Origin of the sequence: Paenibacillus naphthalenovorans (genome assembly GCF_001465255.1) — a bacterium.
Lineage (GTDB): Bacteria > Bacillota > Bacilli > Paenibacillales > NBRC-103111 > Paenibacillus_G > Paenibacillus_G naphthalenovorans.
In genome coordinates, this window is the sequence record NZ_CP013652.1 from 4,213,277 (window position 1) to 4,229,996 (window position 16,720).

At 51.4% G+C, this 16,720-nt stretch carries 16 protein-coding genes; all 16 read right to left on the reverse strand.

Going from position 1 to position 16,720, the window contains the following annotated elements; genetic code table 11:
* Window positions 1–135: 135 nt before the first annotated feature.
* A complete protein-coding gene (locus tag IJ22_RS20615) occupies window positions 136–387 on the reverse strand; it encodes a DUF1146 family protein (protein ID WP_062410160.1) in 252 nt (83 codons plus the stop codon).
* 143 nt (window positions 388–530) lie between these two features.
* Window positions 531–3,059, reverse strand: coding sequence for a S8 family serine peptidase (locus IJ22_RS20620; protein WP_235594185.1), 2,529 nt, complete (start codon window positions 3,057–3,059; stop codon window positions 531–533).
* Window positions 3,060–3,238: 179 nt separating this feature from the next.
* A complete protein-coding gene (locus IJ22_RS20625) occupies window positions 3,239–4,753 on the reverse strand; it encodes an NADH-quinone oxidoreductase subunit N (protein ID WP_062410161.1) in 1,515 nt (504 codons plus the stop codon).
* Window positions 4,754–4,757: 4 nt separating this feature from the next.
* Complete coding sequence (locus tag IJ22_RS20630; protein WP_062410162.1) at window positions 4,758–6,386, reverse strand: complex I subunit 4 family protein; 1,629 nt, start codon at window positions 6,384–6,386, stop codon at window positions 4,758–4,760.
* Window positions 6,376–8,265: an NADH-quinone oxidoreductase subunit L gene (gene nuoL / locus IJ22_RS20635; RefSeq protein WP_062410163.1), complete on the reverse strand. Its 1,890-nt coding sequence runs from the start codon at window positions 8,263–8,265 to the stop codon at window positions 6,376–6,378. Before nuoL ends, IJ22_RS20630 begins: the two co-directional genes overlap by 11 nt.
* A gap of 80 nt (window positions 8,266–8,345) precedes the next feature.
* The gene (gene nuoK, locus IJ22_RS20640; RefSeq protein ID WP_054817693.1) at window positions 8,346–8,663 is read right to left on the reverse strand and encodes an NADH-quinone oxidoreductase subunit NuoK; all 318 of its coding nucleotides are present in this window, start codon (window positions 8,661–8,663) and stop codon (window positions 8,346–8,348) included.
* Window positions 8,664–8,667: 4 nt separating this feature from the next.
* Entirely contained in the window at window positions 8,668–9,192 is a 525-nt protein-coding gene (locus IJ22_RS20645; protein ID WP_062410164.1) for an NADH-quinone oxidoreductase subunit J, read from the reverse strand.
* A gap of 1 nt (window position 9,193) precedes the next feature.
* Window positions 9,194–9,637: an NADH-quinone oxidoreductase subunit NuoI gene (gene nuoI, locus IJ22_RS20650; protein ID WP_062410165.1), complete on the reverse strand. Its 444-nt coding sequence runs from the start codon at window positions 9,635–9,637 to the stop codon at window positions 9,194–9,196.
* 44 nt (window positions 9,638–9,681) lie between these two features.
* Window positions 9,682–10,689, reverse strand: a complete 1,008-nt coding sequence (gene nuoH, locus IJ22_RS20655) for an NADH-quinone oxidoreductase subunit NuoH (RefSeq protein ID WP_062410166.1) — start codon at window positions 10,687–10,689, stop codon at window positions 9,682–9,684.
* Window positions 10,689–11,792 carry an NADH-quinone oxidoreductase subunit D gene (locus IJ22_RS20660; RefSeq protein ID WP_062410167.1) on the reverse strand — a complete coding sequence of 368 codons (1,104 nt, stop codon included), beginning with the start codon at window positions 11,790–11,792 and terminating at the stop codon, window positions 10,689–10,691. Before IJ22_RS20660 ends, nuoH begins: the two co-directional genes overlap by 1 nt.
* Before the next feature lie 6 nt (window positions 11,793–11,798).
* Window positions 11,799–12,677: an NADH-quinone oxidoreductase subunit C gene (locus IJ22_RS20665; protein ID WP_074728981.1), complete on the reverse strand. Its 879-nt coding sequence runs from the start codon at window positions 12,675–12,677 to the stop codon at window positions 11,799–11,801.
* Window positions 12,674–13,192, reverse strand: a complete 519-nt coding sequence (locus IJ22_RS20670; RefSeq protein WP_062410168.1) for a NuoB/complex I 20 kDa subunit family protein — start codon at window positions 13,190–13,192, stop codon at window positions 12,674–12,676. The genes IJ22_RS20665 and IJ22_RS20670 overlap by 4 nt, the downstream gene beginning before the upstream one ends.
* On the reverse strand, window positions 13,177–13,542 hold the full coding sequence (locus tag IJ22_RS20675; protein WP_054817698.1) for an NADH-quinone oxidoreductase subunit A: 366 nt from the start codon (window positions 13,540–13,542) through the stop codon (window positions 13,177–13,179). Before IJ22_RS20675 ends, IJ22_RS20670 begins: the two co-directional genes overlap by 16 nt.
* Window positions 13,543–13,823: 281 nt before the next feature.
* Window positions 13,824–14,231 (reverse strand): F0F1 ATP synthase subunit epsilon, encoded by a 408-nt coding sequence (locus tag IJ22_RS20680; RefSeq protein WP_054817699.1) that lies wholly within the window; start codon window positions 14,229–14,231, stop codon window positions 13,824–13,826.
* Between the two features lie 101 nt (window positions 14,232–14,332).
* Entirely contained in the window at window positions 14,333–15,739 is a 1,407-nt protein-coding gene (gene atpD, locus IJ22_RS20685; protein ID WP_062410169.1) for a F0F1 ATP synthase subunit beta, read from the reverse strand.
* Window positions 15,740–15,796: 57 nt separating this feature from the next.
* A complete protein-coding gene (atpG, locus tag IJ22_RS20690; protein WP_054817700.1) occupies window positions 15,797–16,654 on the reverse strand; it encodes an ATP synthase F1 subunit gamma in 858 nt (285 codons plus the stop codon).
* Between the last annotated feature and the right edge of the window lie 66 nt (window positions 16,655–16,720).

Consider the following 16,720-nt stretch of genomic DNA (forward strand, 5'->3'; position numbering starts at 1 on the left):
TCCGCGTGTTTCTCTTTGTTCATTGTCGTTGATTCCGCCAATCAAAATAGTATTCGTGGCGTTGTTCGAATTTACAGCGGTTGTACTATCCATTGTTGACAAGATTCTCCTTGGTTATTCGGAAAAAAAGTGATTTCAGAACATCCCCGAAAACCAAGTCGACCATTCCAAGTAGTCGATAATGAACCGGGCAATTTGATATCCAAGAGCGACAGAGAGCAGGATTTGCAGCAGTTTGGCCTGCGCGGTTTTCGGCCGTTTAAAGATGCTCTCCAGCTTCAATTCCTGCAACGCCCACCAGGAAACCGCGATGAATACCAGGACTACCACGATATTCAGCAAGCCCTTCAACCCCATAGTAGCGTTCATTTGATTTAAATAGTCCATAACTGAAGCTGCTCCTTATTTCCGACGAAGCTTTCATGTGCTTGAACCGTTAAAGATTCGGCACAGGAGGCCCGTCATGCATTTTTACCCACGTTTTTGCATCGTTAATCGATCTTTTTATCCAAAACTGACTTAGCTTGGTGTTATCTATTCAATACATCGTATAAAAGCTGAATAAACTCGGCTCGCGTCGCCTGCTGATCCGGCCTGAAAGTCCCGTCAGCATACCCGCTGATCAATCCTTCCGCTTTCATCTGTTTAAGAATCCCGTTGCCCCAATAGCGCTCATCCACATCAACAAACGGCGACAACCCCCTAAACTTCCCGATCATATTCATACTGCGGGCCAGCATAGCCGTCATTTCCATCCGGGTCACGGGCTGGTCAGGTGCAAAAGTTCGGTCCGGATACCCGTCGATCATCCCTGCCTCATACGCTTTTGCAATATACGAGTAGGCCCAGTGCGTCGCCGGCAAATCAGAGAACACACTCGTTCCCTCCCTGGCTAATTGGAAAGCGCGCGCCAGTACGGCCGTTACTTCCGCCCTGGTAATCGCACGATTGGGCTGGAACGTATAATCGCCATAACCGTCAACGACCTGCTTTGCAGTTAAGCCTGTGATCGCGTTTTGCGCCCAATGGCCCCGAATATCCACATAACCGCCGGTAAGCGGTTTGGCATTCACCTGAAGCTGGTACATCTGATTCGTAAACGTCTTGTTGGATTTGAGCTTCAGGTAATACGATCCGGGTACAAAGCGTCCTGAGAGCTCCTGTATTGACGTTGAAGCGTTATTCATGGAGCCCGCCATCATTTTCATCGATCCGTCATACAATTCCATATATATGGTCACAGATGCAGGAATGTCACTAAGCCTGATCTGCACCAAGCTTTCTTCCGCAATGCGGAATTGGAACCAATCGATGTCATCGGGCTTGTCGAGCAGGCCGGTATATGGCGTTTCCAGCGATACCGTCGTCGCTTGGTAAGAACGATTGTTCGGCTCGTTAGGATCGTTCAGTTTCGCATCGTATTCGATGGAAAGAGTGTACTCCCCTACTACAGGGTTGACGTATTCTTTTACATTGGATATCCGGATGTAATAGCTGCCGGGAAACACTTCGGGCAGATAGTAAACTTCCGTCCCGCCGTCATCCGCCTTATCGATCGTGATCGATTTCTCTCCCTGCTTCTGAACTAACAGCACGGGGTCCATTCGGGCCGTATCTGTTGACAATTGGATGCGCAGCGAGCCGGAATGCGGAACAGGAAATTCAAACCAATCGACATCTTCGTTTTGATGAAGCGTTCCTTTGATCGTTAAACTGCGCGAAGGCAGTACGTAAGCTTTATACTGAAGATCGTTGTCCTCATAAGGATCACGGTAAATATCAAACGAAGTCGTCAATTGATAAGGGATCTCCTCTGTAAGGTTACGATCGCTCAACTGCAGTCGGTAAAATCCCCGTCCTTTTGAAACCGGGAAGGAAACCGTCTGGCCTCCTCGCACCGATTTGCTGGCGAGCACTCCGGTAACGTCCGTATGCTGCACACTCACCCCGTACCTGCTGTCCATGTCAAAGGTCAGATTCACGGTTCCGTCATAAGGGGCCTCGATATAGAACCAGTCGGAATCCGTCCCGCCGGTGAAGGAAGCCGACACTTTCTTGCTGATCGATAATGCCGCCGCTTGGTCCTTCCGGTCATTGGGCTCGTACATATCGCTCCTATAAGGTTCGGTCAGTAGCCGGTCCACTCGAAGCAGTCCGTATCCCGCAGCCGGATCCCACCCCTTCGGCCCCAAATCCTGGGCGGTTTGCCGAATCCACTGGCGGATCTGATAAGGCTTCATCTCCGGATGCTGCGACCAGACCAGTGCCGCCGCCGCGGCCACCTGCGGCGCAGCCATGGAGGTGCCGTCCTTCGGTTCATATGTACCCCCAAGTCCCGTCGTAAACACGTCCCAAGGCGCTACTACATCGACCTCGGGGCCGGTGTTGGATTTCCGGTCAACTTCTCCATTAGGCGAAACGCCGCCTACAGCAAGAACCGTCGGGTAGGCAGCCGGATATTTAACCCGGTTTCCTTCGTTGCCTGTAGCTGCAACCAGCAGCACATTCCGCTCTTCGGCATAACGAACGATATCGCTCATGTAAGCCGAATATTTATTCAATCCAAGCGAAAGCACCACGATTTTGGCTCCGTGATCAACGGCATAACGTATCCCTTCGCCGAGCTTTGTCTCGCCGCCGGACCCGTCCGCTTCCAGCGCCTTGATGGGCATAATGCGGGCATTCCAAAGCATCCCTGCAATCCCGCGGTCATTGTTGCCGACAGCAGCAATAATTCCGGCAACATTCGTACCGTGTCCGTTGTCATCCATCGGAGGCTCCTTTGGGTTGATCAGATTGATCCCGGGAACCAGATTCGGTTTTAAATCGGGATGCTCCAAGTCAACTCCCGTATCCACAATCGCTATGGTCAGGCCGCTGTTCCCCTTCGCCGCTTCCCACGCTTGATTCATTCCGATTTGCTGCAAGTACGTCTGCCGTACATAAAACGGATCATCCACTTGCGCAGCATATGTAGTCCCCGAGCATGCCAGAACAAAAGCAAGGCCGAGGCATGTTACAAAAAATATATGTTTATAAGTCATATGATTCATCCGCATTTAAAATCCTTCTTTTGATTTCGTATGCCGTACTCCATTATTTCATTCTAAGCTTTAAGCGCATTCCCTGCAACTGAAATTCAAATCCTGTTTGGAACATTCACGAATCAGACAAACCACAAAAAGCTCGGTCCTCCCATAAAGGAAGAACCGAGCTTTGACGAAGAACAAAACTTCAATTAATAAAACATAAACAGATCCTGTGTTAGCGAGAAAATGCGTTCAATATAGCCTATAACCCATTGAGGGAACAGACCGATCAGAACGCTTACCCCGGCACACAGCCACATCGTGATGCCCAGCGGCAGCGACACATGAACTTCCCGGGCTTCATAATCGCTGCGCATGAACATCTGCCGGATGAATCCGAAATAGAAGTAATACGCTACGATGCTCGTTCCGATCATCACCGCAGCCAGCCAATAATGCTGCGTCCAAATGGTTGCAAGCAGAATATACAGCTTCCCGAAGAAACCCCCGGTCACGGGTAAGCCCGCCAAGGACAGTACCAGAAGCACCGCGGCAACCGCCGTACCCGGAGCCCTGTAGTATAATCCCGCGAGACCTTTCAGGGCTTCATCGCCCGTAGAGCGCTCGATGATCATCAGCACCGCGAAAATACCGATGTTCATGAACAAGTACGCAATCAAGTAATACGTAAACTGGGCAAAGTTCGAATACTGCATCATCGAGAACTGAATCGCAATGGGAACCAGCAAATAACCCGCATTGGCAATTCCGGAGTAAGCCATGAGCCGTTTCATATGCGTCTGCCTCAAAGCGACGAAGTTACCGACAACCATCGCCGTCGCAGCAACCGCCATTAAAGTTGTCATGATATCCTGATGAATCGGCAAGCTCATCAAGTCCCCGACCATATAGATGTTGTACATCAAACGAAACAGGATGGCAAATGCCGCCGCTTTGGACACGACCGCAAGAAACGCGGTAACTGGTGTAGATGCGCCTTGATATACATCCGGCGACCACATATGAAACGGAGCCGCCGCTACCTTGAAGCCAAAGCCCGCCACAAGAAGGAAGAAGCTCAAGTAAATCAGGGGGAGCATTCCCTGTGTGCTCTGTCCCAGGGCAGCGTTGATTTCACTTACTGTCGTGGATCCCGACATCCCGTAAAGAAACGACATCCCGTACAGGATGACGGCCGAAGAGATGCTTCCGAGCACAAGGTACTTAAAAGCTCCTTCGTTGGACTGCACATTCTTTTTGTTCATGGCCACCAAAATGTAGGAGGTAATGCTAAGCAGCTCCAGACCGACGAATAGCGTAATCAGATCGCCGGAAGAGGCCATAATCATCCCGCCGAGCGTGGCAGGCAGCAGCAGGTAATAAAACTCCCCGATGTGAGGAATGTTTTCTTCCTTCACCGAGCCGATGCTCATGAAGGTGATGAGCCCCGCGCCCGTTAGCAGCACCAGCTTGATGATATTTGCAAAATCGTCGATCCGGTAGCTGAACTGCAGCAGCTGCTTTGGCTCTGCCGGGTTCAGGTAAGAAACGACAAAGACAGCGGATATCACGATGCTGGCAAGCGACAGCCAACCGAGCCACGTGCGGCTCGCTTTGTTCGGAAGAAACAAATCGATAAGCGACAGTACGACAGCAGCGATGACTAGCGTGAGCTCCGGGGCCAGCAGGATCAAATCGCTGGCTTGAAGACGTATCTGTTCCACCGGTCTAACCCCCCATCTTCGCTACGCTGTGAATGAATTGATTGAAACTGCTGACGGTTTGATGCAGCGGATCGCTTAATATGCTTGGATAGATCCCGAGCACTACGATGAAGGCAACCAGCGTAATCATCGGTATCGCCTCAATCAGCCGCGCATCCCGCATCTGAGGCAGTTCGCTTCCAAACGGTCCGTAAGTGATGGCAAGCACCCCTCGCAGTACATAGACTGCCGTCAGAATAATGCCAAGAGCTCCAATCGCCGTCATGATTTTTTGCGTTTCGAACAGCCCCAAGAACGCCAGAAACTCGCTGATAAATCCGGACAAGCCTGGCAATCCCAAAGACGCCATCCCGGCTACAAGCAGTATGCCCGAAATGAATGGCACGGATTTGGCCAAGCCCCCAAGCTCATCAAGCCGGGTGGTGTGTGTCCGCTCGTAAATGCTGCCCACGATCAGGAACATCAGTGCGGAAATCAAACCGTGGGAGATGAGTTGGAAAACCGCGCCCTGCAGGCCGATCGTATTGAACGCCGCAATCCCCAAAAGTACAATTCCCATGTGGCTTATACTGGAATAGGCGAGAACCAATCTGAACTCCCGCTGTACAAAAGCAAGAACCGCCCCGTACAAAATGTTGATGACACCCAACATGGCAAGCACGGTGGCCCACTGCATCGCTTGCTGGGGAAACAGCAGAACGCCAAAGCGGATCAAGCCGTATGCGCCCATTTTCAACAGGATGCCGGAGTGGATCATAACCACGGCGGGCGGCGCTTCGGTGTGCACCTTAAGCATCCAAGTATGGAACGGGAATACAGGCAGCTTAATGCCGAAGGCAACAAGCAGCATGAGGAACAGCGACCATTTCATCGTTTCGCTCAAGAAGAACGGATTGCCTTCCAGATCCCCTTGGTTCACGTACGCATCCGCGTTCTGGAACAAGTTCTCCATAATGACGTTCAAACTGCCGGAGTAATGGATCGATACACCGTTATCGTGAACGGTCTGACTGAAGCCTGCCGTGCTGACCAGGATCAAGAAAGCAATCAGCATAATCGCCGAGCCGATTCCGTTATAAATCAGGAATTTGTTCGCCGCGCGCTCCCGATCCTTGAACCCCCAGATGCCCACCAGAAAGAACATCGGAATCAGCGTCAGCTCAAAGAATACAAAGAACAAAAACAGATCTTGGGACATAAACACGCCCAGCATACCGGTTTCCAGCAATAAGAACAAGATGAAATACGATTTCCACCGTTTCTTAATGTTGACCGAAGCGAGTGCAGCCATGGTGGCTACCAGCGCCGTTAGGAACACCAGTGGGAGCGAAATGCCATCCACCGCCATCGCATAGTTGAACTCGAAGAAGAACGAGGTCAATTGGCTGAGCCCCTGCGTTTCCTTATTCAAGGGCACATGAATCCAGGGGAGCTCTTCTTTAAACTGCATGCCCTCCAGACCCGGATTAAATAGAGAGTACAGCCAACCGGACAGCAGCAGCGGAATGAGTGTAACCACAATCGCTGTCGTCTTGATCCATCCGCCCTGCGTTTTGGGCAGGAACATCAGAATCAGCACACCGATAAGCGGTGAAAAAGCTATGAATGATAGGATCGGAAAGTTATCCGGCATCGAGGAACCTCCTTCCGGCTATGGCCAGCATGATGATGATCAACCCGATCAGCGTAACCAAACCGTAGGACTGTACCTGTCCGTTCTGCATACGGGAACCGAGACGTCCGAGCCCGTTCACTGCATAGCTGGACAAACGAACCGCACCGTCAACCACATAAATGTCGAACAAATGCAACAGTTGACCGAGGCCTTGCAAAGGACGAACGACAACGGCTTGATACAGCTCGTCGATGTAGAACTTCCGGTTCAAAAGAGCGTACAGCCAAGGAGCCCTGGATGAAACCGCATCTGCCGGGATGGTGCGTTTCATGTAAACCAGATATCCAAGACCGATGCCGAGCAGCCCAACCACATTCGACATGAGGATGACGAACACGGAAACATGCTCTTCCGGCCCATGTCCCGTCAACCAGCCGCCGAGCCATGGATTGAACGGTGTAAACACAAACCCGGCCGCCACAGCAAGCACTGCCAACACCCATAAGGGGAACGTCATGGATGCAGGTGATTCATGCACGCCGTGCTGGTCCTGACGAGGCTTGCCCATGAACACCAGGAAGAATAAACGCGACATATAAAATGCGGTGAAAAACGCCGCGATCAGCCCCACCGTAAGCAGACCGTAATGCCCGGTAAGATAGGCTTCCGTGAGAATGGCATCCTTCGACCAGAAGCCGGAGAGCGGGGCGATTCCGCTTAAGGCCAAGGCGCCGATAGCAAATGTCCACGCGGTGACTTTCATTTTGCGGCCGACGCCGCCCATTTCATGAATATTTTGCGTATGGACCGCATGGATGACGCTGCCGGCTCCAAGGAACAGCAAAGCCTTGAAGAACGCATGGGTAAACAAATGAAAAATCCCTGCCGTATAAGCCGCGGCCGTACCGATGCCGAGCGCCATCATCATATAACCGAGCTGGCTTACCGTCGAGTAGGCCAGAATACGCTTGATATCGTTTTGTGCCGTACCGATCGTGGCGGCAAAGATTGCCGTAAAGGCTCCAACGGCTGCAACCACGGTTAACGCCGTTGCCGAAGCCGTAAAAATATCAAATGTCCGCGCCACAAGATAAACACCGGCGGCTACCATCGTAGCGGCATGAATCAAAGCACTGATCGGCGTCGGGCCTTCCATGGCATCCGGAAGCCATGTGTGCAGCGGAAATTGACCGGATTTCCCAATCGCCCCGATGAAGATCAAAATCGCTACCCATGTTGCGATATGATCCGGAATTTGGCCGCTCTCAAAAGCGTTGCTAATGGAAGTGAAATCGAGCGCGTTGTTCGGCATGAACCAAAACAGCAGAAGGATCCCGATAAACAGTCCCACATCGCCGATCCGGGTAACGATAAACGCCTTCTTCGCGGCAGCTCTCGCTTCCGGTTTGAAGTACCAGAAACCGACGAGCAGGAATGAACAGACGCCGACCAGCTCCCAAAAGATGTAGAGCTGCACCAAATTCTCAGAAATGACCAGTCCGAGCATGGAGAAAGTAAACAGCGCTATGTATGCAAAAAACACATTGATCCGTTCGTCGTCATGCATATAGCCTTTGGAGTAAATGTTGACGAGCAGGCTCACCAATGTGACGATCACCAGCATCAGGGCATTCAGGTTGGTCACCTCAAAGCCCATCTTCAGCGACACGTCGCCGAGTTTGACCCACTCCCAATTGTTCCACGTGAAATTTTCTACCTGTCCGCCGATGCGCTCCCAAAAAACGAGAACCGCTAAAACAAACGATGCGAACCCGGCTACAATACTGATATAAGCGCCTGCATCCCGCAAGGAGCGTCCTGCCGCCGTTAAAATCAGAAACGACAGCAAGGGAAACAACGGGATCAGCCAGGCGTATTGCGAGTATGCCGATACCATGAGCTTAAGTCCTCCTCTAAGCGTTCGCTTCGGCCGCGAGGCTGCCGCAAGTACGGCAAACAACTGCGGCTCAAGCCATCTTATCGCTTCATCGAATCCATCTCGCCGACATCCGTTGTCCCTTTGTTACGATACCACGCAATAAGAATCGCAATACCGACAGCCACTTCCGCTGCAGCAACCGTGATGTTGAACAGAGAGAATATTTGCCCCGTCAAGCCGGGCTTCACACCGAGCTTTGAAAAAGCAACAAGATTCAAATTGACCGCATTAAGCATCAGTTCTACGGAAAGCAGCACAATGACCGCATTCTTTTTCGACAGCGCGCCATATAGCCCGATACAGAACAAAATCGCCGCTAACGTCAAATAAGGCGTTGCCAAACCGCTTGCTCCCATGCCATCAATCCTCCTCTCTCTTAGCAATAATGATGGCGCCGATGAAAGCGACGGTGAGCAGCACCGACATCAGCTCGAACGGGATCACATGCGATGTAAACAATAGCTTCCCGATCTCCATCGTATTGTCTTGTACGGAAGAAAACTCGCCGATGGGAATCTGCGACTGCTGTATCGCATAAAATATGATGCCGAACAGCCCGGCCGCACCCACCAGAAGCAGCCCATTGTGCCACGGCCGCTTCGGTTCTTCCTCGTCTTCCCTATGCTTGGTCATCATGATGCCAAAGATCATCAGTATCGAAATGGCACCGGCATAAATCAAGATTTGCACCACACCGACAAACTCCGCTTCGAGTACGAAGTAAAGTCCCGCGAGGCTGAGGAAGGTCAGCGCCATCGACAACACCATATGCACCACTTTAGTGAAGCTGAGCATGAAGATGGCGCCGCCGATGGCAAACAGTGCGCATATAAAGAACGCAATGTTCTCTCCGCTGGATAAAAAATTCGCTATGTTTCCGAACATTTTACTTCGCCCCGCCTTTCGGAAGCGCCGAATTGTTCTCTTTACGCACGTTGGTGTTATTTTCGTTCAGCCACTCCAAATTTTTGAACAAATCGTCCCGGCTGTAGGTACTCAGCTCGAAGTTGTTCGTCATCACGATAGCTTCTGTCGGGCATACCTCGGTACACAAATCGCACAAGATACAAATTTCAAAATTGATGTCGTACGTATCAATGACCTTTCCCTTTTTCTCAGGGTCCGGGTTCGGCTTGCCTACCAAATTAATGCATTCGGTGGGACAAATGCGTGCGCATTGATTGCATACGATACACTTCTCCGGGTCAAAATGCTGGATTCCTCTAAACCGGTCCGGCATTTCCAGCGGAACGTCGGGGTAAGCATAAGTTACTTTTTTGGAGGTCATGCCTTTTAACGTCACGCCGAGCCCTTTTATGATGCCCTTCATCTCGATTCACCCTTTCGTATTCAGCATCCGGCAGCAGGCAGCAATTACATGGCGACGGCCATATAAATGGCCGTTACAAAAATGTTCACTAACGCGAGCGGCAGCAGCACCTTCCAGCCAAGGCCCATCAATTGATCTACACGAACCCGCGGCAGCGTAGCCCGGAGCCAAAACAGCACGAAAACGATGAACGAAAACTTAAGCAGGAACCAAACGATACCCGGGATAAAATCCAAAAACGGGAGCGGAGCTTGCCATCCTCCCAGAAAAAGCGCTGTCGTCAGCCCGGCAATGGCAAATACATATACATATTCGGCAAGCATGAAGAACGCAAACCGAAAGCCGCTGTATTCCACGTGATACCCTGCAACCAGCTCGGATTCCGCCTCAGGCAAGTCGAAAGGCGTCCGGTTGAGCTCGGAGATCGCCGCGACGACAAATACGGCAAACCCTATGATTTGGGGCAGGAAGTTCCACTGCCAGAACCCGCCTGCTTGGCCCTCGACGATCCGGTTCAGATTCATGCTGCCGGTCATCATGACGACGCCTACAATAGAGATGACCAGCGGAATTTCGTAGCTGATCATTTGCGCCGCAGAGCGCATGCCACCAAGCAGCGCATATTTATTGTTCGATGCCCAGCCTCCCAGCACGATGCCGATGGTGGAAATTCCCGATAAAGCGACATAAAAAAGCACGCCTACATTTATATCCGTACTGATCCATCGTTCGGTAAACGGTATAACCGCAACAACCATAAACGCAGGAATAAACGTGATGACCGGAGCGAGAATAAAGAGTTCGCGCTCGGCTTTTTTAGGAATGGTATCCTCTTTCAGGAGCAGCTTCAGCACGTCGGCTACACTCTGCAGCAAGCCAAGAGGGCCTGTGCGGTTCGGGCCGATCCGCAGCTGCATCCAGCCGATAACCTTCCGTTCAAAATATATCGCATAAGTGACAAACCCCAGGACGACCATTAGGATGACGACGGCCCAAGCGAACATGATCGCTGCATTCGCCCAAGTCAACTGCTGCTGTAATAATTCGGGCATCAGCAGTCCACCTCCCCGACAACAATATCGATGCCTCCAAGAATCGTAATCAAGTTCGTCATGGTTTCGCCAACCAACAGCTTAGGCAAAATTTGCAGATTGACAAATGATGGCCTGCGGAATTTCAACCGGTAAGGCTTATCCTTGCCTTTGGATATAATATGGCACCCGATTTCGCCGCGCGGCGATTCGATAGCGGCATAAATCTCACCTTCTGGAGGACGTATGACCCGCGGCACCTTACCCATAATTTCTCCTTCGGCCGGAAACTGTTCTACGGCCTGCTCCAGAATACGCAAAGATTGACGAACTTCTTCCAACCGCAGCAAGTACCGGTCGTAGCAATCCCCGTTATGGCTCACCGGAACGTCAAATTCAAAACGGTTGTACAAGCTGTAAGGCTGAGCCTTCCTCAGATCCCAGTCAACCCCTGTACAACGCAGGTTTGCTCCGCTCAAACCGTAAGCGATAGCTGTTTCGGCATCATACTTTCCGATACCTTTGATCCTGGCCAGAAAGATTTCATTACCGCTGACCAGCTCATGATATTCATCAAGCTTTTCTCTCATATAGGGAACAAAATCGCGAACCTTCTCGATCCAGCCCTCGGGTGCGTCCCACTTCACACCGCCGACCCGCATGTAATTGTAGGTCAGGCGCGCTCCGCACAGCTCGTTGAACAGATTGATAATGATTTCACGGTCGCGGAACGCATACAAAAACGGACTCATGGCTCCAATATCAAGTAAATACGTGCCCCACCACACCATATGGCTGGCAATCCTTTGAAGCTCCATGACGATCAAACGCAAAAATTCGGCGCGTTCCGGAATTTCCAGCTGCATCAGCTGCTCTACGGCATGGACAAGCACATAATTGTTCGTCATCGCCGATACATAGTCCATTCGGTCCGTGTACGGAATGATCTGAGTATACGTCAGGTTCTCAGCCAGCTTCTCCGTACCCCGGTGAAGGTATCCCATGACCGGTATGGCCTCCGTAATGATTTCTCCGTCCAACTTGACGATAATCCGAAATACTCCATGTGTACTCGGGTGCTGCGGTCCTACATTCAATAGCAGCTCTTCCGTTCTAATGGCCAAGCTTCATCACACCTCCGGGTCGAGCGGTTCATAATCTTTGCGAAGCGGATGGCCTACCCAATCGTCAGCCATCATAATTCTGCGCAGGTCGGGATGTCCCGGAAAATCGATGCCGAATAAGTCGTATATTTCTCTTTCATTCCAGTTCGCCGTAGGCCATACCGATGTGACAGAAGGAATGGACGGAGCCTCCCGGTCGGTCTTGATTTTGACGCAATATTCCCGTTTGGTCTCAAGAGAGATCAGATGGTACGCCACTTCCAGGTGCGTTTCCATATCGATACCGGACACATTGCGCAAATAATTCAGCTTGAGCTCCGGATGAGTTTTCAGCTGCTCTGCAACGGCCGGCCATTCGTCACCTTTGATGATAAGATAAGGGATGTGTCCGCCCTTTTCATTAATATACGCTTCCTGCACCAGATCTTCCCCGAACCCTTTCAGGATGGCGACGATCCGGTCCAACTGCGGCTGATTCGGCGACGGCTCCTTCGGTGCTTCGGTCCCCGCCTCTTCCTTCTTCGCGGCACGCGCATTAGCCCGGGCTGCTCTTGCCTCAGCGGCGGCCTTTGCCTTTGCCTCTTTCTCAGCATCGCTGGGAGCAGCTTTCTCCGCCGCCGGAGCGTCTCCCGGCTCCCCCTTAGCGGTCTGAGGCTCCACAGGCTCAGATGCAGCGGCGGATGCTTTCGGTTCCTTCGGCTTCGGCGCATCGGCGGAGGCATAACCGCCTGGAGGTTCTCCGGCGCCCCCCGTTTTTGTGACTTCGGCGCCGTCAACAGCGGCAGGCTCGCCGCTCATCGGTGCGGACGCTTCACCTTCTGCCTTAGGCTTTTGCATGTCAGCTTCAGGGCTGCCCGATTGATCTCGCTTTTGCTCCTCGCTCATCGATTGGTCACCTGCTTACCCGTTTTGGCTTCGTAGCGGATTTTTTCCTGCAGCTTGTTAATTCCGTATATCAAAGCGGCCGGATTCGGCGGACAGCCAGGGATATATACATCCACCGGCACGATCTGATCGACGCCCTTCACTACCGCATACGATTTTACATAAGGGCCGCCCGCCGTAGCACAGGAGCCCATGGCGATCACCCATTTGGGTTCCGGCATTTGGTCATACAAGCGCCGCAGCAGCGGAGCCATTTTCTTCGTTACCGTCCCGGCAACGATCATCACATCGGACTGCCTTGGAGAAGTTCGGAAAATCACCCCGAAACGGTCCAAGTCATAGTGCGATGCACCTGTTCCCATCATCTCTATAGCACAGCAAGCAAGTCCAAATGTCAGCGGCCACAAAGAATTGCTTCGTGCCCAAGCTTTAATCTGCTCCAATGTCGTCATGAATACATTACGTTCGAGTTCCTGCCGTTCCTCCGGTGTAATATTTGCTAAATTGAAGTCCATTGCAGCACCTTCTTCTTCCAGGCGTAAAGCAAGCCAATGATCAACAATCCAACAAAAATACACATTTCCACAAGCGCAAACAAGCCCAATTGCTTGTAGGCAACGGCCCATGGGTACAAGAACACGGTTTCAACATCAAAAATAACAAACATCAACGCAAATAGGTAGTACCGGATATTGAAGCGAATTTGCCCCTCGCCTATAGGTACGTTACCGCTTTCATAAGTCGTATACTTCGCTTCGACAGGCTTATTTGGCCGGAGCAAACGCCCGATACCAAGCGCAGCGATAGGGAGTAACACGCCCAACAAGAGAAAAAACGTTACGACCACATAGTTGTTCATATACATCGTGAACGAACCGCCTCCCTGTATATCTTTTCGTATCCGGCACGCAACTTGCTGCGAACCGTCTACTACTTTAGTCCTACAAACGATTTGAAAACACAACCTAACATAAGGGTACCTTACGCAGCCCCATTGTTCAAGTTTTCTTATCGCTTGTATAACTACTGTTAATATATGCCTTCCCAATTATAACAAATGCCTTTTGGGGTGTCTAACATTTTCAGACAATTCTAATGTAAAAAAGCGAAGGAAGCATATTCCCTCGCTTTTGTCAATCATTACTATTATTTTTTACCGTATACCTCGATTCTATTCATCGCCCGCTGTAAAGCAAGCTCGGCACGCTTGAAATCGATTTGGTCCTGCTTGGCTGCGGACAAACGCTGCTGCGCGCGTTCTTTGGCCGCCTGCGCCCGCTCGAGATTGATTTGATCCGGCAGCTCGGCGCTTTCCGCCAGAATAACCACTTTATCCTTTCGCACTTCCATAAAACCGCCGTTTACCGCGATGTATTCGTCCTTAGCGCCTTGCTTTTTCACGGTAACCGGCGCAACTTTTAAAGGAGTGACCAGCGGAATGTGATTAGGCAGAATTCCAAGCTCCCCTTCAACACCCTTCACAACGATCATGTTCGCCTCTTCGGCATACACTTTACGCTCCGGGGTTACAATTTCCAACAGGAATGTGCTCACTTGGATTCCCCTCCTAAGAGTTTGCTCTTGAGCAAACCGCATCGTAAGCATTGACTAAGTTTGTCCAAGGACAAACGGCTTCGTAAGCTTATGCTGCGTTTTTACAGCGTCTTCGCTTTTTCGATAGCGTCTTCGATCGTTCCCACGTTGTGGAACGCCGGTTCCGGAAGATCGTCATGTTTGCCTTCAAGAATTTCCTTGAAGCTGCGTACGGTTTCTTTAACCGGTACGTAAACGCCAGGAATACCGTTGAACGGTTCGGCAACGTGCAGCGGTTGGGACAAGAACAACTCAATACGGCGTGCACGGTGCACGACCAGCTTATCCTCATCGGACAACTCATCCATGCCCAAGATGGCGATAATATCGAGAAGCTCTTTGTAGCGCTGAAGAATTTTCTTCACGCCTTGAGCCACCTGGTAGTGCTCTTCACCGAGAATTTCCGGCGTCAGAATCCGGGAAGACGAAGCCAATGGGTCAACAGCCGGGAAAATACCTTTGGAGGCGATGCTGCGCTCCAAGTTCGTCGTTGCATCCAAGTGCGCGAACGCCGTTGCCGGAGCAGGGTCCGTATAGTCATCCGCAGGAACATAGATCGCCTGAATGGACGTAACGGAACCTTTCTTTGTCGAAGTAATCCGCTCTTGCAGCTGACCCATCTCCGTAGCCAGCGTCGGCTGATAACCAACCGCAGAAGGCATACGGCCGAGAAGCGCGGATACCTCGGAACCCGCTTGGGTAAAGCGGAAAATATTGTCGATAAATAACAGAACGTCGCGGCCCTCTTCGTCACGGAAATATTCCGCCATCGTCAGACCCGTCAAAGCGACACGAAGACGCGCGCCCGGCGGCTCATTCATCTGGCCGAACACCATTGCCGTTTTCGAAATAACGCCCGAATCTTTCATCTCATGGTACAAATCGTTACCTTCACGCGTTCTCTCGCCTACACCAGCGAATACGGAAATACCGCCGTGTTCTTGCGCGATGTTATGGATAAGCTCCTGCATGGTAACGGTTTTACCTACGCCTGCGCCTCCGAACAGACCAATCTTACCGCCTTTGGCGTATGGCGCCATCAAGTCGATAACTTTAATACCTGTTTCGAGAATTTCAGCTTGTGTAGACAAGTTCTCAAAAGCCGGTGCGGCTTTATGAATCGGGCTAGTCAGCGTGCGGTCCACGTTCGGATTGTTGTCAATCGGCTCCCCAAGAACGTTAAACACGCGGCCGAGTGTGGCTGCGCCTACCGGAACGGAAATCGCTGCGCCGGTATCGACGGCTTCCATACCGCGAACCAAACCGTCAGTGGTAGACATCGCAATACAACGTACCATGTTGTCGCCAAGATGAACAGCCGCTTCAACCGTCAGGCTGATATCGCGTTCGCTGTCATTTTGCGCTTTTCTTTCAATCTTGATCGCATTCAAAATCTCAGGGAGGTGTCCACGTTCGAACTCAATGTCAACGACCGGCCCTGTTATATTCACAACGCGCCCCTTGTTCATGTTTTCCCTCCTATGTGTTTCCGTATCTTAAACGAAATTGCCTTCGCCGTCCATTCCTTAACTTTGTGCGTTCGCTCCGGCGACGATCTCCGATATTTCCTGGGTAATCGAAGCCTGACGGGCACGGTTGTACTGAAGGGTCAGCGTAGCGATCATCTTCGTCGCATTCTTCGTAGCGTTGTTCATCGCCGTCATCCGGGCTCCGAACTCGCTCGCTTTACCGTCAAGAACCGCGCTGTAAATGAGCGTTTCCGCATATTTCGGCAGGAGTACTTCCAACACACCCTCGGCAGACGGCTCATATTCGTAGTTCGCCACCGAATCGCTGTTGACTTCCTCAAGCGGCAACAGACGCTTCACCTGCGGGATTTGGGTAATGGCATTCTTAAATTCATTGTATACCAGGTACAATTCATCGTAGGCGCCATTCTCAAAATTCGCCACAGCGGAAGCCGCAACCGACTTAATGTCCGAGAATTGGGGTGAATCCGGCAGCCCCGTCACTTCCTCGACAATTGGGATGTTGCGTCTCTGGAAGAAATCCCGGCCTTTTCGTCCAATGACGAAAATGGCATACTCGCTTGTAGATTTATGCTTTTCTTTAATGACAGCCATCACTTTACGAAGCACGTTGGCATTGTAACCGCCGGCCAGACCGCGGTCGGAGGTGATGACAAGATAACCGGTCCTCTTGATCTCGCGGGTTTGCAGCATCGGATGCGTCACACCCTTCGTACCTGCGGCAATACTCGCGATCACTTCCTTCATCTTATCAGCGTACGGACGTGCTGACTCGGCAGCCTCCTGAGCACGTCTCAGCTTTGCCGCCGCGACCATCTCCATCGCCCTCGTGATTTGCTTCGTACTTTGTTTTGACTTGATAGAGCGCTTAATTTCGCGCATACCTTTTGCCATGCCTGCTCACCTCTCTCTCGAAGCCCTCCGGAAGGAGCGCCATCTTTGGATAAGCCCATTATCGTT